The sequence below is a fragment of the Nonomuraea sp. NPDC050451 genome, from assembly GCF_044458585.1.
In genome coordinates this window covers 53358-75949 of record NZ_JBITHZ010000009.1, presented here as the reverse complement: position 1 = coordinate 75949, position 22592 = coordinate 53358, and the positions used below count along the sequence as shown (strand labels likewise).

Annotated in this window: 18 protein-coding genes and 1 tRNA gene; 10 read left to right on the top strand and 9 right to left on the bottom strand. The window is 69.3% G+C overall.

Translation table 11 applies throughout. The annotated features are described in order from the left end of the window. Nucleotides 1-5: 5 nt before the first annotated feature. Nucleotides 6-77, bottom strand: a tRNA-Gln gene (locus ACIBI9_RS27170). 300 nt (nt 78-377) lie between these two features. Here ACIBI9_RS27170 and ACIBI9_RS27165 point away from each other — a divergent pair. The 4 genes from ACIBI9_RS27165 (at nt 378) to ACIBI9_RS27150 (ending at nt 5606) form a co-directional block, all read left to right on the top strand. Then, nucleotides 378-1316, top strand: a complete 939-nt coding sequence (locus tag ACIBI9_RS27165) for an acyl-CoA desaturase (RefSeq protein ID WP_397225543.1) — start codon at nt 378-380, stop codon at nt 1314-1316. A gap of 43 nt (nt 1317-1359) precedes the next feature. Then, entirely contained in the window at nt 1360-2319 is a 960-nt protein-coding gene (locus ACIBI9_RS27160; protein WP_397226063.1) for a TetR family transcriptional regulator, read from the top strand. A gap of 403 nt (nt 2320-2722) precedes the next feature. Next, entirely contained in the window at nt 2723-4783 is a 2061-nt protein-coding gene (locus ACIBI9_RS27155) for an RNA degradosome polyphosphate kinase (RefSeq protein WP_397225541.1), read from the top strand. Next, on the top strand, nt 4776-5606 hold the full coding sequence (locus ACIBI9_RS27150) for an NUDIX domain-containing protein (RefSeq protein WP_397225539.1): 831 nt from the start codon (nt 4776-4778) through the stop codon (nt 5604-5606). Before ACIBI9_RS27155 ends, ACIBI9_RS27150 begins: the two co-directional genes overlap by 8 nt. A gap of 13 nt (nt 5607-5619) precedes the next feature. Here the strand turns inward: ACIBI9_RS27150 and ACIBI9_RS27145 are convergent, their stop codons facing one another. From ACIBI9_RS27145 to ACIBI9_RS27130, 4 genes are read right to left on the bottom strand one after another with little or no spacing between them, the layout of a single operon-like run. Continuing rightward, nucleotides 5620-6795 (bottom strand): cytochrome P450, encoded by a 1176-nt coding sequence (locus ACIBI9_RS27145; RefSeq protein ID WP_397225537.1) that lies wholly within the window; start codon nt 6793-6795, stop codon nt 5620-5622. After that, on the bottom strand, nt 6792-8270 hold the full coding sequence (locus tag ACIBI9_RS27140) for a CHAD domain-containing protein (protein WP_397225535.1): 1479 nt from the start codon (nt 8268-8270) through the stop codon (nt 6792-6794). Before ACIBI9_RS27140 ends, ACIBI9_RS27145 begins: the two co-directional genes overlap by 4 nt. A 52-nt stretch (nt 8271-8322) precedes the next feature. After that, nucleotides 8323-8661: a glyoxalase gene (locus tag ACIBI9_RS27135; RefSeq protein WP_397225533.1), complete on the bottom strand. Its 339-nt coding sequence runs from the start codon at nt 8659-8661 to the stop codon at nt 8323-8325. Next, nucleotides 8658-9428 (bottom strand): trans-aconitate 2-methyltransferase, encoded by a 771-nt coding sequence (locus ACIBI9_RS27130; protein ID WP_397225531.1) that lies wholly within the window; start codon nt 9426-9428, stop codon nt 8658-8660. Before ACIBI9_RS27130 ends, ACIBI9_RS27135 begins: the two co-directional genes overlap by 4 nt. A gap of 57 nt (nt 9429-9485) precedes the next feature. On the opposite strand from ACIBI9_RS27130, the gene ACIBI9_RS27125 reads away from it, so the two are divergent. Beyond that, complete coding sequence (locus ACIBI9_RS27125) at nt 9486-9992, top strand: MarR family winged helix-turn-helix transcriptional regulator (protein ID WP_397225529.1); 507 nt, start codon at nt 9486-9488, stop codon at nt 9990-9992. 263 nt (nt 9993-10255) lie between these two features. Here the strand turns inward: ACIBI9_RS27125 and ACIBI9_RS27120 are convergent, their stop codons facing one another. Beyond that, nucleotides 10256-12076, bottom strand: coding sequence for an ABC-F family ATP-binding cassette domain-containing protein (locus ACIBI9_RS27120; RefSeq protein ID WP_397225527.1), 1821 nt, complete (start codon nt 12074-12076; stop codon nt 10256-10258). Nucleotides 12077-12811: 735 nt separating this feature from the next. Here ACIBI9_RS27120 and ACIBI9_RS27115 point away from each other — a divergent pair. Next, nucleotides 12812-13714, top strand: a complete 903-nt coding sequence (locus ACIBI9_RS27115; protein ID WP_397225525.1) for a 4-(cytidine 5'-diphospho)-2-C-methyl-D-erythritol kinase — start codon at nt 12812-12814, stop codon at nt 13712-13714. Nucleotides 13715-14061: 347 nt separating this feature from the next. Beyond that, complete coding sequence (locus ACIBI9_RS27110) at nt 14062-14817, top strand: arginase family protein (protein WP_397225523.1); 756 nt, start codon at nt 14062-14064, stop codon at nt 14815-14817. Here the strand turns inward: ACIBI9_RS27110 and ACIBI9_RS27105 are convergent. Beyond that, entirely contained in the window at nt 14790-15449 is a 660-nt protein-coding gene (locus ACIBI9_RS27105) for an NlpC/P60 family protein (protein ID WP_397225521.1), read from the bottom strand. The genes ACIBI9_RS27110 and ACIBI9_RS27105 overlap by 28 nt on opposite strands. Nucleotides 15450-16739: 1290 nt before the next feature. On the opposite strand from ACIBI9_RS27105, the gene ACIBI9_RS27100 reads away from it, so the two are divergent. Continuing rightward, the gene (locus ACIBI9_RS27100) at nt 16740-17630 is read left to right on the top strand and encodes a hypothetical protein (protein WP_397225519.1); all 891 of its coding nucleotides are present in this window, start codon (nt 16740-16742) and stop codon (nt 17628-17630) included. On the opposite strand, the gene rsmA is transcribed toward ACIBI9_RS27100, so the two are convergent. Then, a complete protein-coding gene (gene rsmA / locus ACIBI9_RS27095; RefSeq protein ID WP_397225517.1) occupies nt 17620-18492 on the bottom strand; it encodes a 16S rRNA (adenine(1518)-N(6)/adenine(1519)-N(6))-dimethyltransferase RsmA in 873 nt (290 codons plus the stop codon). The two genes, ACIBI9_RS27100 and rsmA, sit on opposite strands and share 11 nt — an antisense overlap. Before the next feature lie 46 nt (nt 18493-18538). Here rsmA and ACIBI9_RS27090 point away from each other — a divergent pair, with 46 nt between their 5' ends. After that, nucleotides 18539-20440 (top strand): protein kinase, encoded by a 1902-nt coding sequence (locus ACIBI9_RS27090; protein WP_397225515.1) that lies wholly within the window; start codon nt 18539-18541, stop codon nt 20438-20440. Then, nucleotides 20440-21627: a hypothetical protein gene (locus tag ACIBI9_RS27085; protein ID WP_397225513.1), complete on the top strand. Its 1188-nt coding sequence runs from the start codon at nt 20440-20442 to the stop codon at nt 21625-21627. The genes ACIBI9_RS27090 and ACIBI9_RS27085 overlap by 1 nt, the downstream gene beginning before the upstream one ends. Nucleotides 21628-21631: 4 nt before the next feature. Here ACIBI9_RS27085 and ACIBI9_RS27080 read toward each other — a convergent pair whose 3' ends face one another. Next, nucleotides 21632-22486 carry a ubiquitin-like domain-containing protein gene (locus ACIBI9_RS27080; protein WP_397225511.1) on the bottom strand — a complete coding sequence of 285 codons (855 nt, stop codon included), beginning with the start codon at nt 22484-22486 and terminating at the stop codon, nt 21632-21634. Nucleotides 22487-22592 lie beyond the last annotated feature (106 nt).

The window sequence follows — 22592 nt, the reverse complement described above, 5'->3', positions numbered from 1 at the left end:
CACAGCTCCCGGAAGAGGACTCGAACCCCTACAAAGTGGACCAAAACCACTTGTCCTGCCGATTAGACGATCCGGGACAGATCGGACACGTGGCGTCCGACACATCCCTACGATACCGATCCCGCACCCCGCCGCGCGCCCGTAATTGCGCCCCACACCCGGCTCGGGAGCGAAGTCCCAGGTAGTGGCGGGTACGCGGCACGCCGACCGTATAACAGACCGCCCTAAATGACGCAAGGCACGAACCCCACCCACCTTGTTCGGCAGAGCGTCACGTTCCCCACATTCACGGCTTAGGGCTTCCTTACTTACGCTGGCGTAGGTTACGGTGGCGTAGCCCGGACATACATCCTCATACATGCCGTTGGAGGTCGTCCATGACCGTTGTCGCCGAGCGTTCAGCCCCGACACCGAAGCCCGAATTCGAACCCGAGCCGAGATCCAAGGCAGAGCTGGTCACCTTCTCGCTCGTCGTCGGGCTGCCGCTGATCGCGATCGCGACCGCGGTGCCGTTCGCGTGGGGATGGGGACTCGGCTGGACGGACATCGCCATCTCCTTCGTCTTCTACGTGGTCTCCGGGCTCGGCGTGACCGTGGGCCTGCACCGCTACTTCACCCACGGCTCGTTCAAGGCCAAGCGACCGCTGAAGATCGCGCTGGGCATCGCGGGCAGCCTGTCGCTGGAGATGTCCGTACTCGACTGGGTGGCCACGCACCGCAAGCACCACAAGTTCTCCGACAAGGAGGGCGACCCGCACTCGCCGTGGCGCTTCGGCCCCGGCTTCAAGTCCCTGACCAAGGGTCTCCTGTACGCCCACATGGGCTGGCTGTTCGAGAGCGAGCGGACCAACCGGGAGAAGTACGCTCCCGACCTGGTCAAGGACCCCGACGTCATGAAACTACACAAGTGGTTCGGCCCGATCGCCCTCACCTCCATCGTGCTCCCCGGCGTGCTCGGCGGGCTCATCACCTGGTCCTGGCAGGGCGCGCTGACCGCGCTGTTCTGGGGCTCGCTCATCCGCATCGGCCTGCTGCACCACGTGACCTGGTCGATCAACTCCATCTGCCACGTCTTCGGCGAGGAGGAGTTCCAGGTACGCGACAAGTCGCGCAACGTCTGGTGGCTGGCCATCCCGTCCTTCGGCGAGTCCTGGCACAACCTGCACCACTCCGACCCCACCTGCGCCAGGCACGGGGCACTGAAGGGCCAGATCGACCTGAGCGCCGGCCTCATCCGGATCTTCGAGAAGCTCGGCTGGGTGTACGACGTCCGCTGGCCGACTCCTGAACGCCTGGCGGCGAAGCGCATTGCCTGACGTAGATCAGCCGGTGAACGGCCGCGCACCCGTGGCCGTCATTATGGAGACCGTGACCGAACCCCCAACTCGCAGGCGCATGTCCGGTAGCGAGCGTAGAGAGCAGCTGATCCGCATCAGCCGCACCCTCTTCGCGGAGAAGGGGTTCGACGGGACCTCTATCGAGGAAATCGCAGCTACCGCACAGGTGTCGAAACCCGTGGTATACGAGCATTTCGGCGGCAAGGAAGGCGTCTACGCGGTCGTCGTGGACCGCGAGATGCAGAAGCTCCTCGGCATGATCACCGAGGCGCTGGCCGCGTCCCACTCACTGATCAAACTGGAGCGGGCCGCGATGGCGCTGCTCCAGTACATCGAGGAGAGCAGCGAGGGCTTCCGCATCCTGGTGCGCGACTCCCACGCCGCCTCCGGCACCGGCTCGTTCGCGAGCCTCATCAGCGAGATCGCCAGCCAGGTCGAGGACGTCCTCGCCGACGAGTTCGCGGCCCGCGGCTACGACCCCAAGCTCGCGCCGATGTACGCCCAGATGCTGGTCGGCATGGTCGCCCTGACCGGGCAGTGGTGGCTCGACGTCCGCAAGCCGGGCCGCGAGGAGGTCGCCGCCCACCTGGTCAACCTGGCCTGGAACGGCCTGACCGGGCTCAACCCCAACCCGGCCATCACCGCCGCGACCCGCTCGCAGCCGGTCTCCGTCCCCGCCCCGGGCCCCGTCCCCGCCAAGCCGCGTACGAGCGAGAAAGAGCTGCGCGAGCTGGAGAAGGCGCGGGACAAGGAGCTCAAGGAGGCGGAGAAGGCGCGGCTCCGGGAGTTCAAGGAGGCCGAGAAGGCTCGGGTACGGGACCTCAAGGAGCGGGAGCGGCTGCTCAAGGAGGCCGAGAAGGAGCGGGAGCGGGTGCTGAAGGAGGCGGAGAAGGCGCGGGAGCGCGAGGAGAAGATCCGCCAGCGCGAGGCCCGCCTCGCCGAACGCGCCGCCCGCCTGGAGCAGGTGGACCACCCGGAATAGCCCTCGGCCCCTCCCCGAAGGACCCCAGCCACCGCCGGCCCCCTCACCCCTCTTCTCCACCGAAGGACCCCAGCCGCCAGCGGCGGGAGAGCCTCGCAGCGGCGGACCTTGGGCACCGAGGCGGCGGGCGTCTACAACGGCGGGCCGCGTCCACTCGGCTCCTCCCCTCCGAAGGGCCTCAGCCACGGTCAGCGGGGCGGTTCGGAGCGGCGGACGCCCCTGGGACCCCAAGCGCGTCAGCCCACGTCGGCGCGAGGGGCCGGGCGGGAAGACGGTCCAGCGGTGGGCTTGAACAGGGGGGATGTCTTGAGTGACGATTGGGTTGAGCGTGGTTGACTTTCCGGGATAAGCCGTTGCGACCGCGTTAACGTTCTGTTCAACCAAACGGGGCAATATAGGCCATATGTCCGCGGAACCGTTCCAACCCGCCAACGACCTGCCCCTGCCTCAGGAGCGGTTTCTCAATCGTGAAGAGAGCTGGCTCCAGTTCAACGAGCGCGTGCTCGACCTGGCCGATGATCCATCGACGCCCCTCCTGGAGCGGGTGCGCTTCCTGGCGATCTTCGCCAGCAACCTCGACGAGTTCTTCCGCGTACGGGTCGCGGGCCTGAAACGGCGCATGGCCACGGGCCTGCTGCTGCGTACCAAGAGCGGGTTGAAGCCGCGCGAGGAGCTGGCCAGGATCGCCACGATCGCGGACGATCTGGCCATTCGGCACGCCGCGGCCTTCCACCACCACATCTCCCCTCAGCTGGCCGCCGAGGGCATCGAGATCGTCCGGTGGGACGAGCTGGGCCGCGAGGAGCGTACGGAGCTGCGCAAGCTGTTCAGGGAGCGGATCAGGCCCGTGCTGACGCCGCTGGCCGTGGACCCCGCGCACCCCTTCCCCTACATCTCCGGGCTCAGCCTGAACCTCGCGGTCCTGGTGCGGAATCCGGCGACCGATCACACGGTTTTCGCGCGGGTCAAGGTCCCGTCGCAGTTGCCGCGGTTCGTGCAGGCCTCGAAGGACCGGTTCGTCCCCCTCGAGGATGTCATCGCGGCCCACCTGGGGCAGCTCTTCAAGGGCATGGAGATCCTCCAGCACCACGTCTTCCGCGTCACCAGGAACGAGGATCTCGACGTCGACGAGGACGTCACCGAGAACCTCATGCAGGCCCTGGAGAAGGAACTGCTCAAGCGGCGGTTCGGCCCGCCCGTACGGCTCGAGGTCGAGGACACGATCACCCCGGAGGTGCTGGCGCCGCTGATCGAGGAGCTGGAGCTGGCGCCGCACGAGATCTACCGGCTGCCCGGGCCGCTCGACCTGTCGGGCCTGCACGCCATCGCCGACCTGGACCGGGGTGAGCTGAGCTACCGGCCGTTCGTGCCCGCCGAGGTGATCAGCGCCGAGGACGACCTCTTCTCGATCCTGCGCGAGCGCGACGTGCTGCTGCACCACCCGTACGACTCGTTCGCCACCAGCGTGCAGCGCTTCATCGAGGTGGCCGCGGCCGACCCCAGGGTCCTGGCGATCAAGCAGACCCTCTACCGCACCAGCGGCGAGTCCCCCATCGTGGACGCGCTGATCGACGCGGCCGAGGCGGGCAAGCAGGTCGTCGTGGTCGTGGAGATCAAGGCCCGCTTCGACGAGCACGCGAACATCTCCTGGGCACGCAAGCTGGAGCGGGCCGGTTGCCACGTGGTCTACGGCGTGGTCGGGCTGAAGACCCACTGCAAGCTCGCGCTCGTGGTCCGCCAGGAGGCCTCGGGCGAGCTGCGCCGCTACTGCCACATCGGCACCGGCAACTACAACCCCAAGACCGCCCGGCAGTACGAGGACTTCGGCCTGCTCACGGCCGACCCGCTGGTCGGCGAGGACGTGACGGACCTGTTCATCCACCTCACCGGCTACTCCAACCACTCCGCCTACCGGCGGCTGCTGGTCGCGCCCCACTCGATGCGCAGCGGGCTGCTGGCCAGGATCGAGCGGGAGATCGCCCACCAGGAGGCGGGGCGCCCGGCACGGATCAGGATCAAGACGAACTCCCTGGTGGACGAGCCGATCATCGACGCCCTCTACCGGGCGTCCAGGGCGGGCGTCCCGGTGGACCTGTGGGTGCGGGGCATCTGCAGCCTCCGGCCAGGCATCCCAGACTTGTCCGAAAATATCCGCGTAAGGTCGGTCTTGGGGCGCTTCCTTGAGCACTCCCGGGTGTACGAGTTCGGCCTGGGCCGCCGGCCCGAGGTCTGGATCGGCAGCGCCGACCTCATGCGCAGGAACCTCGACCGCCGCGTCGAGGCCCTGGTCAAAGTGACCTCACCGCAGCACAAGGCCTATCTCATCGAGCTGATGGACCTGGCCATGGCCGAGACCACCAACGCGTGGGTGCTGCACTCCGACGGCACGTGGGCCCGCCACCCGGGCGAGGACCCGCAGAGTCATCTCATCAGCACCCGCCGCTGGAGGACCGTTGATGACTGACCTGCTCCGCGCCGCCGGAGCCGTGGTCTGGAGGGGCGAGGAGAGCCGCCCCGAGGTTGCCGTCATCCACCGGCCGAACTACGACGACTGGACCTTCCCCAAGGGCAAGCTCAAGTCCGGCGAGCACGTGATCGCCGCCGCCCTGCGCGAGGTGCGGGAGGAGACCGGGCTGACCGTGCTGCTCGGCCGCGCGCTGCCGCCTGTCCACTACCTCAGTGCCGGGCAGCTCAAGCGGGTCGACTACTGGACGGCGCGGGTGGCCGCCGACGACGGGTTCTCCCCCGGTGACGAGGTGGACGAGCTGCGCTGGCTGCCGTTAGAGGAGGCCAGGCGGCTGCTGACGTACGAATGGGATGTGGGGCTGCTGCGTGCGCTGAGGGCCGCGCCGCTGGAAACCGTACCCCTCGTCCTCGTACGGCACGGCTCGGCCGGCTCCAGGCACGATTGGCAGGGCGACGACGCGCTGCGCCCGCTCGACACCGACGGACAGTCCCAGGCGGCGCGCCTGGCCACCGCGCTGCCCGCCTACCGGCCCGAGCGGCTGATCAGCTCCCCCAGCGCCCGATGCGTCCAGACTTTGGAGCCGTACGGGGCCGAGCTCAAGCTGGAGCCCCTCCTCAGCGAGGAGGGGCAGGACCCGCAGAAGACACCCGCCATGGTCAGGGAGATCGCCGTGCCCGCGGCCGTGTGCAGCCACCGCAAGGTGCTTCCCGACCTGATCAAGACGTTGAGCGGAAAGGACCTGCACCTGCGCAAGGGCGCGTTCGCCGTGCTGCAGCGGGTGGGCGGGCACGTCGTCAGCGTCGAGCGCTACGCGGCCTGACCACCCGCGCCGCTCACCAGGTCACCGGCAGCTTCGCGAAGCCGTCGGCGATCCTCCCCTCGCTGCGGGGCAGTTCCTCGACGGGCAGGGCCGTCCGCAGCGTGGGGAAGCGCTGGAACAGCCTGCTGAACACCGCCACCAGCTCGACCCGGGCCAGGCTGGCGCCGATGCAGAAGCGCGGGCCGTACCCGAAGCTCAGATGCGGGTCGGTCTGCGGGCGGCGGATGTCGAACCCATCCGGATCCGGATAGATCCGCTCATCCCGGTTGGCCGCGCCCGGGGTGAGCACCACGGCCTCGCCCCGGCGGATCGTGTGACCCCCGATCTCGATGTCCTCGTGGGCGTACCTGGGCAGGCCGTGCAGGCTCGGCGCGGCCATCCGCAGGATCTCCTCGACCGCGCCGGGCGCCAGCCCCGGGTCGGCGATGAGCAGGTCGCGCTGGCCGGGGTTGGCGAGCAGGAGCAGCACGCCGAAGTCGATGCGGTTGACCGTGGTCTCATGGCCGGCGAACAGCAGCGTGCCGGCGAGGTCGGCGATCTTCCCGTCGTCGTCCAGCTCGTTCGCCAGGTCGGACAGCACGTCCTCGCCCGGCTCGTGCCGCTTGCGCTCGATGAGCCCGGCCATGTACGCGCCCAGCTCCTCGCGCGCCGCCTGGCCCTTCTCCAGGTCCAGCATGTCGCCCATGCGGAACGACACGCCCCCGAAGTACTCCCTGTCCTCGTACGGCACGCCGAGGAGCTGGCAGATGACCAGCACGGGCAGCGGGAAGGAGAGCTCGGCGTGCAGGTCGACCGGCGGCGTCAGCTTGGCCAGGTGGTCGAGCCGCTCGTCCACGAGCGAGCCGACGTGGTCGCTGAGCGCCTTCATCCTGCGGGCCGAGAACGACGGCATGAACAGCTTGCGCATGCGGTCGTGCTCGGCCTTCTCCGTGGCGATGTCGCCCTGAGGGCCGCCGAGTATGGCCGAGCCCGAGAGTCTGGCGGCCTTGTCCGGCTCGGGATGCGAGCGTCCGAGCCGGGGGTCGTTGAACAGACTGCGCGCGTCCTCGTAGCCGCTGACCAGCCAGACCTCGTCACCCGTCTGGGTGCGTACCTTCGCGATGCCCGCTTCGGCCCGCAGGACGCGGTACGCGGCGGGCACCTCCAGCAGGCTGCCGCGCTCGAAGGGGATGGTGGGAAGGTTCCTCATAGAACCTTCATAACCGCCCCGACCGTCTCTGCCCAGACTCTGGGGAACTCTGCGTACGCCCGCTCGGCCGTGCTGCGCTCGATGCCGATGAGCACTCCGTACGTGAACGTGTCCTCGCCTGCCTGGCGGGCGCTCTCGGCCTCCTTCGCCAGCGTCTCCTGCGCCACCACGCCGTCCTGGTGCGTTCCCAGGACTTCCTGGACGTTCTCGGAGAGTTTGGCCAGCTTGCCCATGTTCGCGCCGAGGGTGGGTTGGAGCGCTTCGGCGGTGTAACGAGCGCGTTTGGCGGCCTTGCGTACGTCATGCATGGCTATTTCACGACGTTCCGGGTCATCTATGGCCTGAGCAGTGTCGTAGGCCTTCGTCACCCTGTTCCAGCCGGCCGCCGCGATGGCGCTGAGCTTCTCCTGGGCGGGCTTGGCCGCCGCCTTCTGCAGCTTCGGGGCGGAGACGAGCTGATCGAGCGCGTTGAGGAGGGTGTAGTAGCGCTCGCCGCTGAGTGTCTCCTTGATGCGGCCGTACGCCTCCTGCTCGCGTTCGTGCAGATCCGTACCGAGCCGGGCCTGGATGGGGCCGTGGATCAGCTCCGGCTCCAGCCTCGCCAGCTCCTTGGCGAACCTGGCCCTGATCACCTCCAGATCGCGGGCCTCGCCGAGCACGTTGCCGAGCCAGCGCAGCTCGTCCTGGACCTGGGCGGTGTCGGTGACGACGCTCTTGAACGCCTTGAGCGCGCTGCGCATCCTGCGGGCGGCCACGCGCATCTGGTGCACGGCGTCGTCCTCGGCCCTGCGTACGCGGGGATCCTGCGCGAGCAGGGCGTTGACCTGCCCGGTCAGGTAAGCGACGACGATCTCGCCCGCCGTGCCCGGCTCGGTGGGGGCCTTGGGGAGCGGGGCGGGTTCGAGCAGTTTGGCGAGTTTGCTGGTGACCGCCGAGGGCGTCGCGCCGGCCTTCCTCAGGCGCTTGCCGACCTTGGCGAGGACGGCCTGGCGATCGGGGGCGAGCAGCTCGGCCTCGACCTCGCGCCACCGTACGACCTTGGGCTCCTCCCCGAACACCGTGCCCTTGACGCGGTCGTCGGCGACCTCGACGAGCTTGACGCCGTCGTCGAGCAGGACGGTGACGCTCCTGCGGGTGTCCAGCTCGGCGACCGGCTGGAGTGGGGCGCCGCGGGTGTAGGCGCGGACGAGTTCGGCCAGTTCCTCGGGAACGACCTTGGTGCTGCGCGTCAGGGGACGGGTGATCTCCTGCCGCACGCCCTTGGCCTTGGGAAGTTTCAGGTGCCAGCCGGCATCGTCGCCGCCTCGTCGCCGCCTGAGCGTGACGCCTCGGGCGGCCAGCCGCAGGTCGGCGGTGTCGAAATAGAGAGCCACCAGCTGATGGCTCTTCGGACCCATGACGTCGCCCAAACGGCTCAGGTCCGGAATCGCGTAGTCGGGAGGAACCTCGAATTTGTCCTCGATCTCGATGCCCACTACACCTCGCAAGAGTCCGATTTCGGAACATCATGCCACTCTGAGGTGAACATCACACGACTTGCAGGAGCTCGATTCTGTTGCCGACGGGGTCCGAGAGATAGATCCGCCGGTAGCCGGGGAAGAGCAGGTCGGGCTCCGTGCCGGTGGCGTACGCGTCGAGGTCGTCCACCAGGAAGGCAGGATGTGCCTTGCGCGCGGGCCTGAAGTCGCCCTCGATGCCGAGGTGGACCTCCACACCCTCGCCCCTGAACCATACCCCACCGCGTTTGGCCAGCTCCGGCGGCTTGGGCACCTCCCGTAACCCCAGCACACCCTCGTAGAAGCGCCTCAGCTCCGGTTCGCTGCCCCTGGGCGCGGCGAGCTGGACGTGATGCAGCGCTCTGATCATTTCTGCATCACCACGAAGATCCGCCGGAACAGGAAGGGAGTCCCGTAGCTCCTTGCCGGGTACGCCTCGGCGAGCGCCTTGGCGAGCTCCTGCTTGAACCGCCGCTGCTCGTCCGGGTCGAGCCGGTCGAAGAGCGGGCGCAGGGCGGTGCCGGAGACCCAGTCGAGCACCGGGTTCTCACCCTGGAGCACGTGCGTGTAGGTCGTCTCCCACGCGTCCACCTGCGAACCGCCGTGGTTGAGCAGGTCCAGATAGTCGAGGGGGTCGTCGACCGGGTGCGTCCTGAGGACGCCGTCGAGCTTGTCGGACCAGGCGCGGGAGGCGCACAGCTCGCGGATGGCGACGTGGCTGGGCGCGTCGAAGTTGCCCGGCACCTGGAACGCCAGCCAGCCGCCGGGGGCCAGATCCTCGACCCAGTGCTCCAGCACCTCGCGATGCTCCGGCACCCACTGCAGGACGGCGTTCGAGACGATCACGTCCATCGGCCGGTCGGGACGCCACGTGGCCACGTCCGCCACCGCGAACCGCACCCTGGACCCCAGCCCGCGAGCCTTGGTGATCATCGCGGGCGAGGAGTCGAAGCCCTCCACGGTCGCACGGGGCCAGCGATTGGCCAGCTCAACGGTGAGTTCACCACTGCCGCAGCCCGCGTCCACGACATAATCGGGGTCTACCGCCCCCACTCTGGAGATCAGCTCGATGAACGGCCGCGACCGCTCGTCGGCGTAGACGGCGTACGTCACCGGGTCCCAGATATCTCTTGACATGAAGATAATTGATATCGAGAGAGATATCTCGATGTCAAGACAGTACACTCTTGTGTCATGACGGAGGATGCTAGAGACGAGGTCGATCGCCTCGTCGCGGCTTGGCGCTCGGAGCGCCCCGACCTCGACGTCGAGCCGCTCCAGGTGCTCTCTAGGGTGTCACGGTTGGCCAAGCATCTCGACCGGGCCAGGCGGGCGGCCTTCGCGGAGCACGACCTGGAGCCGTGGGAGTTCGACGTGCTGACGGCGCTGCGGCGGGCCGGCAAGCCGTACGAGCTCAGCCCCGGTGCCCTGCTGCGGGCCACGCTCGTCACCTCGGGGACGATGACCAACCGCATCGACCGGCTCGCCCAGGCCGGCCTGGTGCGCCGCCGCCCCGACCCCGAGGACCGCCGCGGCGTCCTGGTGTCCCTGACGGACCCGGGCCTCGCCCGCGTGGACGCCGCCTTCGCCGACTTGTTGCGGCGGGAACGCGAACTCCTGTCCGGCCTCGGCCCCGACGATCAGCGCACCCTCTCAAGCCTCCTCCGCACCCTCCTCGCCCCCTTCGACTCCCCCCACTAGCCCTTATCCGACCCCGACCCACCAGATCTACGCCCGCAGGCATCACGCCCAGGGCGCGGTCCAGTAGCCCTTATACGACCCAACCACCAGGTCTACGCACGCAAGCATCACGCCCAGAGCACGGCCCACTAGCCCTCATACGACCCCAACCCGCCCCTCCGGCCCCTGCACCATGCTCTCCATCGGGCGGGTGTGCTGCGAAGCGCCAGGGGCCCAGGCGGTCGACCACCACGCGCCGACTCCACCTCGCATGCAGCGAAGCGTCAGTCACCCAGGCGGTCGGCGACCTCGAGCCACTCCGCTTCGATCGTGTCCTTCTGAGCGGTGATCTCGCGCAGTTGGGCGTCGAGGGAGCCCAGCTTCTCGTAGTCGCTGGCCGCGTCGGCCATGGCCGCGTGGAGGCGGGACTCCTGGTCGCTCAGCTTGTCGAGCTGGCGTTCCAGGCGGTTGAGCTCCTTGCGCAGCTCGCGCTCCTCCTTGGCCGACAGCCCCGACAACCCGTCCTTAGCCTGCTCGGGAGCGGAGGTAATCGCGACGGCGGCAGCGGATGGCTGCGCCACAGTGCCCAGTCGGGCGGTCAGGGCCGTGCCGGCCGCGCGGCGTTCGAGGTATTCGTCCACCCCACCGGGCAGCAGCGAGAGCTTGCCGTCACCGAGCAGCGCCACGCAGCGATCGGTCACCCGCTCCAGGAAGTAGCGGTCGTGGCTCACCAGGACCAGCGTGCCCGGCCAGGCGTCCAGCAGGTCCTCGAGCTCGTTGAGCGTCTCGATGTCGAGGTCGTTGGTGGGCTCGTCGAGCAGCAGGACGTTGGGGTCGTCCATGAGGAGCCTGAGCAGCTGCAGCCGCCGCCGCTCACCGCCGGACAGGTCGCCGACGACCTTCCACTGCGCCTCGCCCTTGAACCCCAGGCGTTCGAGCAGCTGAGAGGCCGTCCATTCCCGCTTGCCGACCTGGAGGTACTTGCGTACCTCCTCCACCGACTCAAGCACCCGCCGCGCCGGATCCAGCTCGGCCAGCTCCTGGGACAGGTGCGCGAGGCGTACCGTCTTGCCCTTGACCACGCGCCCGGAGTCGGGCACCACCGTGCCGGCGAGCAGGCGCAGCACCGACGACTTGCCGGAGCCGTTCACCCCGATCAGCCCGATGCGGTCCCCCGGGCCGAACTGCCAGGTGAGATCGTCGAGCACCAGCGGCCCACTGTCGGGCCCGCCGGCGTGCAGGGTGACGTCCTCGAGGTCGTAAACGGTCTTGCCGAGGCGGGCCGCGGCGAACTTCATCAGCTCGACGGTCTCGCGCGCCGGAGGCTCGTTCGCGATCAGGGCCTGGGCGGCCTCGATGCGGAACTTCGGCTTGGACGTACGGGCAGGCGGACCGCGGCGCAGCCAGGCGATCTCCTTGCGCATGAGGTTCTGGCGGCGCTCCTCGGCGGCCTGCGCGATCCGCGCCCGTTCGGCCTTCGCGAGGACGAAAGCGGCATAGCCGCCCTCATACCGCTCGACCCGCCCGTCCACGACCTCCCACGTTCGGCTCGACACGGCGTCGAGGAACCACCGGTCGTGCGTCACGGCCACCAGCGCGCTCTTCCTGGCCGCCAGATGCCCGGCCAGCCACGCGATGGCCTCGATGTCGAGGTGGTTCGTGGGCTCGTCCAGCATGATCAGGTCATGGTCGTCGATGAGCAGCCGCGCCAGCGCCGTACGCCTGCGCTCCCCACCGGACAGATCGCCGGCCCTGCTGTCGAGGTCGAGATCGCCGATCAGGTTGGCGAGAATCTCGCGTACGCCCTGATCCCCCGCCCACTCGTGCTCGGCCCGACCGCCGAGGACGATCTCGCGTACGGCGGCGCCCGCGTCGAGCGTGTCCTGCTGCGACAGGAACCCGACCCGCAGGCCCCGGTTATGCGTGACCCGCCCCTTGTCGGGCCGCACCGCTCCCGCGATCACGGACAGGAGCGTCGTCTTCCCGCCCCCGTTGCGCCCCACGACACCGATGCGCTCGCCCGCCTCAACGCCCAGGGATACGTCGGCGAGGAGCGGCTTGGGCCCGTACGCATGGGAAACCGACTCAAGATTGACCAGATTCATGACCTCCCCAGGGTATCGGCTCCCCGCCCACCCGACGCCCGCCGCTTCTGCTCACCTCCGACCCTCGTAACGCCCAACAGCGTCACTCGCCCAGCCGCGTCACTCAACCAGCCGCGTCACTCGCCCAGCCGCGTCACTCGCCCAGCCGCGTCACTCAACCAGCCGCGTCACTCAACCAGCCGCGTCACTCAACCAGCCGCGTCACTCAACCAGCCGCGTCACTCAACCAGCCGCGTCGCTCGGCCAGCCGCACGTACGCCCCGATCGCAAGGCGTACACCGCATGGAGCCGGCCCCGTCACCACAGGAGACGCCCACCGCCCTCCCCAAAAGGCATCCGTCTCCGGAGAAGACGTTCAGGTCCCATGGGGGGCATCCGTCGGCGTAGGAGGCATACGCCGCAAAGACGTTCACATCTGAGCAGGCGTCAATCGCAAGAGGTCCGCGTCGAAGGAGGGGGCCATTGTCGTAAGCGTGTGTCGCGTCGTGGGGTTGAGAGCCGAGGTGTCGTGTGAGGTCCCACGGTGGTCGGCGGAACTGGGCGATAGGGAGGAAGGGTGGAGATGGCTCTCTTTGCGAATGAGGATCTGGGGCAAATCTCTACGAACTTGACTCTGCGTGTTGAGGAGTTGGGCGTTCCCGAGGTCATCTTTCGAGAACCGCATGTCAGGGCGGCGGGCCTCGATAACATCGAGTGTCCTTGACCCCGGCAAGTGATGAGAGTGGCAGAAGATCGATGAGTTCGGTGACCGTACGTGTGCCCGCGAAGGTCAACGTACAGCTTTCTGTCGGCCCGCTCAGGGAAGATGGCTTCCACGACCTGGTGAACGTCTTCCACGCGGTATCGATCTTCGATGAGGTGGTAGCCAAGGAGTCCGAGTCGATCACCGTGGCGGTGAACGGGAAGTGGTCCGACCAGGTGCCGACTGATGAGAGCAACCTGGCGATCCGGGCCGCCCGGGCGCTTGCCAAGCACGCGGGTCGCACGTACGGCGCCGATCTGATCATCCAGAAGGACATCCCCGTGGCGGGCGGGATGGCGGGCGGCAGCGCCGACGCCGCCGGTGCGCTGGTGGCCTGCAACGAGCTGTGGGGCCTGGGGCTGCCGTTCGAAGACCTCATGGAGATCGCCGGAGACCTCGGCAGCGACGTCCCGTTCTCCCTGCTCGGGGGCACGGCGGTCGGCACCGGTCGCGGTGAGCAGCTGAGCGAGCTGCCCACCGGGGGCACGTTCCACTGGGTGTTCGCGCTGGCGGACGGCGGGCTCTCCACGCCCAGCGTCTACGCCGAGTGCGACCGTCTCAGGGCGGCCGAAGGGGCCGAGGTGCCCTGGCCTCAGCTGGACGACTCCCTGATGGAGGCTCTGGGCACGGGGGACGCGTACTCCCTGGGCGCTCACCTGAGCAACGACCTCCAGCCGGCCGCGCTCAGCCTGAGGCCTGAACTGGCGCCCACTCTGGACGCCGGCCGCCAGCACGGGGCCCTGGGCGCGATCGTCTCGGGGTCGGGCCCGACGTGTGCCTTCCTGGCCATCGACGCCCTCCATGCCCGCGACCTGGCCCTCAGCCTGACCACCACGGGCGCCGCGCACACGGCCGTAGCCGCCCACGGCCCGGTCCAGGGCGCCACCCTGGTCTGACTCTCTCGACCTGCCGCATAACGATCGCCGCCCGCACAGCCGAAGCCGCCCACGGCCCGGTCCAGGACGCCACCCTGGTCTGGCTCTCTCGACCTGCCGCATAACGATCGCCGCCCACACGCCCGTAGCTGCCCACGGGCCGGTCCAGGGCACCGCCCTGGTTTGGCTCTCGGTCTCCCGCGTAGCGTTGGTCGGCGGGTATTGGCCTGACCGGCTGGTATCCGGTGAGTGACCAATGAGGCCAAGGCGACGAGGAGGCTGTGGTGGCTGGGGTGACGCTGGTTGAGGTGGGGCAGTGGCGGGGGTCCGGGGCTCCTACGGCTGAGCGGCTGCGGGAAGGGGCGCGGTTGCTGGCCGGGATGGTGGGGGCGGATCAGCGCTTGCGGGTGGAGGTCGATGACGATCTTCGTTCGACGGCTGTGAAGGTTCGTGCGGCGGTCGGGCAGGCTCAAGGTGGGCTCCTGGTCACCGTTGGTGGGGATTGCGGGGTTGAGCTCGAGCCGGTTGCGGCGGCTCGGGAGCGGTACGGGGATCGGCTCGTTGTGGTCTGGTTCGATGCCCACGGGGATCTGAACACGCCTGAGTCGTCGCCTTCCGGGGCCTATCACGGGATGGTGCTGCGGGCGCTCACCGGGGAAGGGCCCGAGGGGCTGGTGGCTCGGGAGCCGGTGGCGCCTGGGCGGATCGTGCTTGTGGGGGTGCGGGACCTCGATTCGGGTGAGGCCGCCTTTGCCGAGGATCACGGGGTCCGGCATCTTCCGGTGGTGGACGGTGCGGGGCTTGTCGCGGCGATCGAGGGCTGTGGTGCCGGCGCGCTCGGGGATGACGGCTCTGAGGGGCGCGGGCCTGTGGTCTACGTTCATATCGATTTGGATGTGCTCGATCCTCTGGTCTTCCGGAGTGTGGGGTGTCCTACGCCAGGTGGGCTGCAGCCGGATCAGTTGCTCTCGCTCGTCACCGCCGTTGCCGAGCGGTTCGAGGTGGCGGGGTTGGGACTCACGGAGTACGAGCCGTCCAGGCAGGAAGATCAGGAGTTGCTCACCGGGTTGGTGGGAGAGCTGGTGAAGGTCTGTGCTCAGCCTGGGCGTACGACGCCGCGGTAGGCGGAGCGGAAGTATGGCGAGGCCAGGAAGTTCGTCTTTCTGACCACGTCGCCCGTTTTGGGGGCGTGGATCATGAGGCCGTCCTGGAGGAACAGGGCCACGTGGGTCGGGTCGCCGGTGCCGCCGCCGAAGAAGAGCAGGTCGCCTGTGCGTCGCGCGCGGAACGGGATCCTGCGGCCCTGGCGGAACTGGGCGCCGGTGTAGTGGGCGAGGGTGATGCCGGCCTTCGACCAGGCGTAGAGGGTCAGGCCGCTGCAGTCGAAGCCCCTTGTGCCGGCGCCCCTTCCGATGCCGATGGTGGGGCCCTTCGCTGAGCCGCCGCCCCAGGAGAAGGAGACTCCCAGTTGGTTCAGGGCGGCCGAGGCGGCGATCTGGCCCCTGGTCAGGCTCCTGGTCGTGCCCCCTGTGGTGCGTAGGAGTGAATCGACTTTGGTTGTGGGGTCTGTGGTCCTCCCGGCTGAGGTGGTGCGTTGAAGGGGCTCGATTTCGGTCGTGAGGGCCAGGGTTCTGCGTTGAGGCGGGGTCGCCGCGGCTTGGGCGGAGGTTGGGAGGGCGGTCAGGACTGCGATGAGACCTCCGAAGAGGCCGCCGCCGCCGAGGGTGAGCCTGAGAAAGGTGGAGAGGGTGATCATGGTGGCCTCCTGACCGTGTGGTGGGTGGATGTGGAGGCCAGGATCATTCGGTGGCGTGAGGTGATGGTGGGCCGAGCGCGGTTCTGTGGAAAGCGAGATCCCTGGAGGGGTGGGCTGTGGAAAAGAGACTCTCGTCGGACGCCGACCGCCGGACACTCGGCCCGTGGCACACGACGCCGACGAGCCCCGCACCACTGGGCTGAGTTGAGGGGACTTTGGGCCAGGGAGCGCGGTAGAAGGGGCGAGTTGGAGTACTGAAACTGGTTGGGACGGTGGAAAGGAAGGAGATTGTGGAGTTGTCGGTAGGTGAGTGTGCACGATGTTGACTGGGGTTACCCCATCACCACATTGGTCCTCCCCTGACACTTGTCGCGCACATGTTCTACCCTCCGATTTAGACTCCCGGTATCGTATTGACTACGCAACGTGAAAGCTTTGGAGAGGTCGAGTGTCCATCGTGCGCGCGTGTCCGTTCGTCCGCCATCCAGCGGTATTGGTAGCGCGGACCGCGCATGCTCGCCGGTCGGTCACGGACCACGCCGCCATCGCGATGAAGACCCCGCGCCATGGCTAAGCTGCGCCCGATCGCCCCCGCCTTCGCGGTGCCCGGCCCATCCGGTGTCGCCGTGCGCGACCGGCTCAAGCACCTCACCCCCGCAGATGACAAGGTGCTGCGTCTGGTCGGCGCCCATCTGGGCGCGCTGGCCTCCGCCGATCTGAAAAGCCGATGCGCTGACGGGCTGGGGCACTGCGCCGGCACCTGGGCGGCCCGCAAGCGCGGGCTGACCGTGCAGTCGTCGTCGCGGTGGGCCGGGGCCATCACCAAAGCGTCCCATGATCAGTGGGCGCTGGCCCGGCGCGGCCAGGTCGGCCACATCCGCGACCTTGAAACCGCTATCCGCTCGATCACCCGTCGGCTGTCGCTGCCCATCGGGAAGAAAGGAACCCGCAAGGAGCCGGGCGGATACCGCTCCACGCAGGAGTGGTTCGCCAAGTCCCGCCGCCTGCACCTCCTGCACGAACGGCTGAAGCAGCAGCGGGCCGACCAGCAGGCCGGGCGGGTGCGCGTGGTGCGGGGCGGCAAACGGCTCGCCCGCGCCCGGCACCACCTGGAGGCCGCCGGGCTCACCGAGGCTGAGTTGGGAGGCCGAGCGCTGGTTCCTGGCCGCCGACGGCGAAAGCGGGAAACGCTACGGCAACGAGACCATCCGCATCACCCCCGACGGCCAGCTGTCGATCAAGCTGCCCGCGCCGCTGGCGCACCACGCGAACGCCCCGCACGGCCGCTACGTGCTCGCCTGCCGAGTAGCCTTCACCCACCGGCGTACCGAATGGGCCGATCGCATCGAGGCCAACCGGGCGGTGGCCTACCGCATCCACCTGGACGCGCAACGAGGACGCTGGTACATCACCGCCTCCTGGCAGATCCCTCCGGCCCCGGCCGTACCCCTTTCAGCCGCGGTCGCCGCAGGGGTGGTCGGCGTCGACACCAACGCCGACCACCTGGCCGCCTGGCGCCTGGACACCCACGGCAACCCGATCGGCAACCCCCGCCGCTTCCCCTACGACCTGTCCGGCAACGCCGAGCACCGCGACGCCCAGGTCCGCCACGCCCTGAACCGGCTCCTGCACTTCCTGCACTGGGCAAAAGCCTGCGGCGTGAACGCCATCGCCATCGAAGACCTCGACTTCGCCAAGGAGAAGACCCGGGAGAAGCACGGCCGCCGCAAACGCTTCCGCCGGCTCATCTCCGGCATGCCCACGAGCAAGCTGCGCGCCCGACTCACCTCGATGGCCGACGCCACCGGGATCGCGATCATCGCCGCCGACCCGGCCTACACCTCCCGATGGGGCGCTCAACACTGGCAACAGCCCCTCACCACCACCAAACGCACGACCGCCCGCCACGACGCAGCCGCGGTGGCGATCGGCAGACGCGCCCAAGGGCACCCGATCCGGCGTCGGACGGCACCGCCCCCTGCCCACCGGAGCGATGAGCAGGGGCATCGGACCGTCCAGGCCGGACCGGAAGCCCGCGGGCGTGAGGGACCCCGCCCCCGCATCCCCGGACCACGGACACGATCCGTCGGCGCCGGACGCGGCGCGAACGCGGGCGACCAGAACGCTCAACACCGTTCGGAGCGTTCGGCTGAGCACATGCAGCTCATGCTCAGTTCATAGGAACCGGTTTGAGTTCGGCTATGCGGGCGAAGGATGTGATGTCTAGTTGCTCCCCGCGGGCCGACGGGTCCACGCCGGCCGCCCTCAGGGCCTGCTCCGCCTGGGCGGCGCTGCCTGCCCAGCCCGCCAGGGCCGCGCGCAGGGTCTTTCTGCGTTGGGCGAAGGCGGCGTCCACCACCGCGAACACCTCCTCGCGCGACGCGCTCGTCGTGGGCGGCTCGCGGCGTGCCAAGGAGACGAGGCCGGAATCGACGTTGGGGACGGGCCAGAAGACGGTGCGGCCGACCGGGCCGGCGCGGCGTACGTCCGCGTACCAGGCGGCCTTGACCGACGGCACCCCGTACACCTTCGAGCCGGGGCCGGCGGCGAGGCGGTCGGCGACCTCCGACTGGACCATGACCAGGCCCTTGCGCAGGGACGGCAGGACCTCGAGAAGGTGGAGCACCACCGGGACGGCCACGTTGTAGGGGAGGTTGGCGACGAGGGCGGTGGGGGCGAAACCGGACAGATCGTCCGGCGTGATCTTCATGGCGTCGGCGTTCACGACCGTGAGCTTGTCGAGCCCGCCGCGGTCTGCCACCGTGATGGGGAGCTGGCCCGCCAGCACCGGGTCGATCTCGACCGCCACCACGTGCGCAGCGGAGGGCAGGAGGGCGAGGGTGAGCGAGCCGAGGCCCGGCCCCACCTCGATGACCACGTCGTTCTCCGAAAGATCGGCCACGCGGACGATACGCCGGACGGTCCCTGCGTCGATCACGAAGTTCTGGCCTAGCTTTTTTGTCGGACGAAGATCTAGCTTGTCCGCCAAAATACGTATTTCTGCAGGGCCCAACAGCCTCATCATCCAACCAGTCTCTCGCATCGAAGAACCATCGATGGCGCTTGGGGAGACCAAAGGAGAGGATGGCGTGGAACAGGAAGGGACGTCCCTCATGGAGCCAACGGGCGCCGCGCCGCTCCGCCCGACGGACTTGCGGGAAATCGGGCCGTACCGGCTGCTCGGCCGGCTCGGCGAGGGCGGTATGGGGACCGTGTTCCTCGCGCGGGCACCGACGGGTCGGTTCGTCGCGCTCAAGGTCGTCAAGGCGGAGTTCGCCAACCAGGAGGGTTTCGCGGCCAGGTTCCATGCGGAGGTCGAGAACGCTCGCCGGGTGGCGTCGTTCTGCACCGCCCAGGTGCTGGACAACGGCAACACCGGGGACGGACGTCCGTACATGGTGACCGAGTACATCGCGGGCACCCCACTTTCGGATCAGATCGCGAAATACGGGGCTCTGGAACCGGGGCCGCTGCACGGCGTCGCGCTGGGGGTCGCGGCGGCGCTGGCGGCGATCCACGTGGCCGGGCTTGTGCATAGAGACCTGAAACCGGCGAACGTGATCCTGTCGTTGTCGGGGCCCAGGGTGATCGACTTCGGCATCGCCAGGGCGCTCGACCGGGAGACCGGGTTCACGCTCTCCGGCGAGCTGCTGGGCAGCCCTGGCTGGTGGGCCCCGGAGCAGGTGCGCGGCGAGGTGGTCAGCCCGGCGGCCGACATCTTCGCCTGGGGCTGCCTGGTGGCGTACGCGGGCAACGGACGGCACCCGTTCGGCCGTGGCGACCCCATCACGCTGGCCACGCGCGTGCTGAACGCCCCGCCCGAACTGGGCGTGCTGCCCGCGCCGCTCAACGAGTTAGTACGGCGGGCCACCTCCATGGACCCCGCCGTGCGCCCCTCGGCGCAGGATCTCCTGATCGCCCTGGTGGGAGGCAGTACGCCGGCGCGCCCCGCCGATCCGCCCACCTTGGTCGCGACCGAGATGCTCAACGAATGGCAGCCGCCGCAGAATGTGGTGGATGAGCCGGACATCACGGCTACTTTCACGACTCCCCCGCCGAGCGATGCCACGGGTAGGACCCCGAGTGTGCCCGGCGCCTCCAGTGTCTCGGGTGCTCCGAGCGTCCCAGCAACTCCCAGCGTCCCGGGTGCTCCCAGCGTGACGGGCGCTCCCAGCGTGCCGGGATCGTTCGGGAACTCGAGCGCGCCCCCTCAGCCGTCGGTCGAGGAGCTGGCGCGCAGGGAGGAGGAGGCCGCCAAGGAGGAGTTCGCGCGCTGGGAGGCGCAGGCGCGGCAGCGGGAGCAGGCTCAGGCCGAAGCCCTGGCCAAGAGGAAGGAGGAGCAGGCCGAGCAGGAGCGGCGCGGACCGGACGTCCTGGCGCAGCTGCCTCAAGGCGGCCTGCCCGGCACCGACACCCGGCCGCCCGGAACCCTGGCGGGCAACGACGAACCCGACACCCTCGGCGGCTCCAGGACGAAGGGCACCCGGTGGCTCCTCGCCGCCGCGGCCGCCGTGCTGGCCATCGTCGTGACGGTGGCCGTACTGATCGTCACATCTGCCCGCAACACGGTCACCACCGCCACCCCCGGCACCCCGTCCCAGACGACCGGCACCGCCGGCCCGAACGACGTGGGCCGCCGCTTCGCGCTGGGCGCCAACTTCGACGACCCCGTCGCGATCGTCGCGTCGGCGCCGGAGTGCGGGCTGAAGGAGTACGAGGGCAAGACCGCGACCCAGGGCCAGCTCTGCGTGATCCGCTGGACGATGCTCAACCCCGGCGGCGAGCGCAGGCAGCTGATCCAGCCCGTCGTCACCATGGTCGACGACCGGGGCGGCGAGCACGACCCTGCCGCCCTCACCCTGCCCCCGTCCATCCTGCCGGGCGGGCGGGTGGACAGCGCGTTCGTGTTCGACCTGGCCATGTACCGCAAACCCGTGAAGATGACGGCGACCATGCTCGAGAACGGCAAGCAGATCGAGGTCGCGCTGTGATGATCCGATCCGCGCTCATCGCGCTCATGCTCGCGACCGGGACACCGCTCATGCACGCCGGCGCGGCGGCCTGCGCCGGAGCCGCCGACTTCGACGGCGACGGCGTGGACGACGTCGCCGTGGGCGACCCGTTCGCGGACGACCAGAAAGGTTCGGTGAACGTGCTGTCGGGCGACAAGGTCGTCCCCGTCACCGTCCCGAACCTGGCCAGGGGCGACGCCTTCGGCTGGTCCGTACGGCTGGCCAAGGTCGACGCCGACGCCTGCGCCGACCTGGTGATCGGCGCGCCGTACGCGGACGTGGACGGCACCGAGGACGCCGGCGCCGCGTACGTCGTCTACGGCGGCGGCGCCACGCCTCCCCAGCGGCTGACCGCGGCCCAGCCCCAGCGGTTCGCGCACTTCGGCTGGTCGCTGGCCGCGCGTGGCGACCTGCTGGCGATCAGCGCGCCGTACGAGGACGAGGGCCGGCTCCCGGACGTGGGCGCGATCTACGTACGCCAGGGCACCGGACAGTTGCGCAGGATCAGCCAGGAGTCCGACGACGTGCGGGGCAACAGCGAGGTCGGCGACCAGTTCGGCTGGTCGATGGCGTTCGGGCAGAAGAACGAGCTGGTCGTCGGCGTCCCTTATGAGAACGACGACGGCGCCGGCCGCCAGGTGGAGGCCGGCAAGATCGACTCGGGGTCGGTGGTCTTCATCGACGACGTGCTGGCACCCAAGATCACGTCGTTCAAGCTGGACTCGCCGACCGACGTCTCCGGTGACAGGTTCGGCTACTCGGTGGTGTACGGCGAGGGCTCCGGGTACGCGGTGAGCTCCCCCGGGCCCGGATACGTGCAGCTGATCGACCCCGGCAGGAAACCGACGCGAAAGGTGACGCAGGGGGGCAAGCAGGCGTTCGGGTTCTCGATGGCGGCGTCGGCGGACGGCAGGCTGGCCATCGGCGCCCCGTACGGCGGCGGTGTCCGGGTGGTCTCCTGGAAGAACGCGGCCGAGGACCGGCAGCTGGCGACCACCGAGGGGCTGTTCGGATGGTCGGTGGCCTTCAGCGGCAACAAGCTGTACGTGGGGCAGCCGGACGCGCAGCCGTACGGGAAGGTGGCGGTGGCCGGGCGGAACGCCGAGACGCTCCAGCCGATCCAGCCGCCCAAGGGCGCTGACTTCGGGGTGTCCGTATCGGGATGAGCCCCTACCGGAGCGGGTCGAAGAGGCGATCGGCGCAGGCCGGCCACTGGCTCCGCCAGCCGTTGCCCATCTGCTGGTAGAGGACCTGCGCCCGGTACGTCTGCTCCTCCTCCGGCCATGTGCTCGGGATCCCCATCCCGCCCACGGCCTGCCACATGGGCAGGCTGAACTGGTACATCCCGTAGTGCGGCCCGTCCGGGTTGTAGGCCAGCGGGTCGCCCAGGGCCTCGCACTCGGCCAGGGCCGGCCAGTTGAGCCGCAGAACCTCCGGGCGGATCGGTATGGTGCGCGGCGGTGTGACCGTGATGACCGTCCCGTCCTTGGGGAAGCTGCCGAGCGGCGGGCTCACCACATACCCGCGGCGCAGCGGGATGCGCTTCTGCCTGAGCACCTCGCGTACCGTCCTGGCGGTGGTGCGGGAGGTGATCCGGCTCGTGCCCGCGACCACGTACACCTTGCGCCTGGTGTAGACGGTGAGCTCCATCCCCGACAGCGGCACCGCGTCGTCCGGCGGCGCGGAGAGCTTGCCGGCCGCCGGGGTGAGGTCGAGTTCGGCGAGGGCGTCGCCGACGTTCATGGCGGTGACCAGGTGCCTGCTGGTGCGGCCGTCCAGGGTCAGGGTGATCGGGCGGGCGTGGCGTACCTCGATGGTGGATCCGTCGGTGACGTCCTCGTGCGCGGGAGGGCGTACGAGGTCGCCGTACCCCACCGAGACCCCGGCCTCGGCGAGCACGTCGTGCACGGTCCCCGCGAACGCGCGGACCTGCGACTGCCTGCCGTCGACGATCACGACGACCTCTTTGACCAGGGACGACACCGCCACGAGCGCCCCCAGCGCCACCATGCCCGTCAGGCACACGACCGGCGTCCACGGTGAACGCCATGGGATCGGGGGACGAGGCGCGCGCCTCTTACCTCGCACGAAGCACCTCCGGTAGCGGTCAGGACCGCCCGAACGTTAGCGC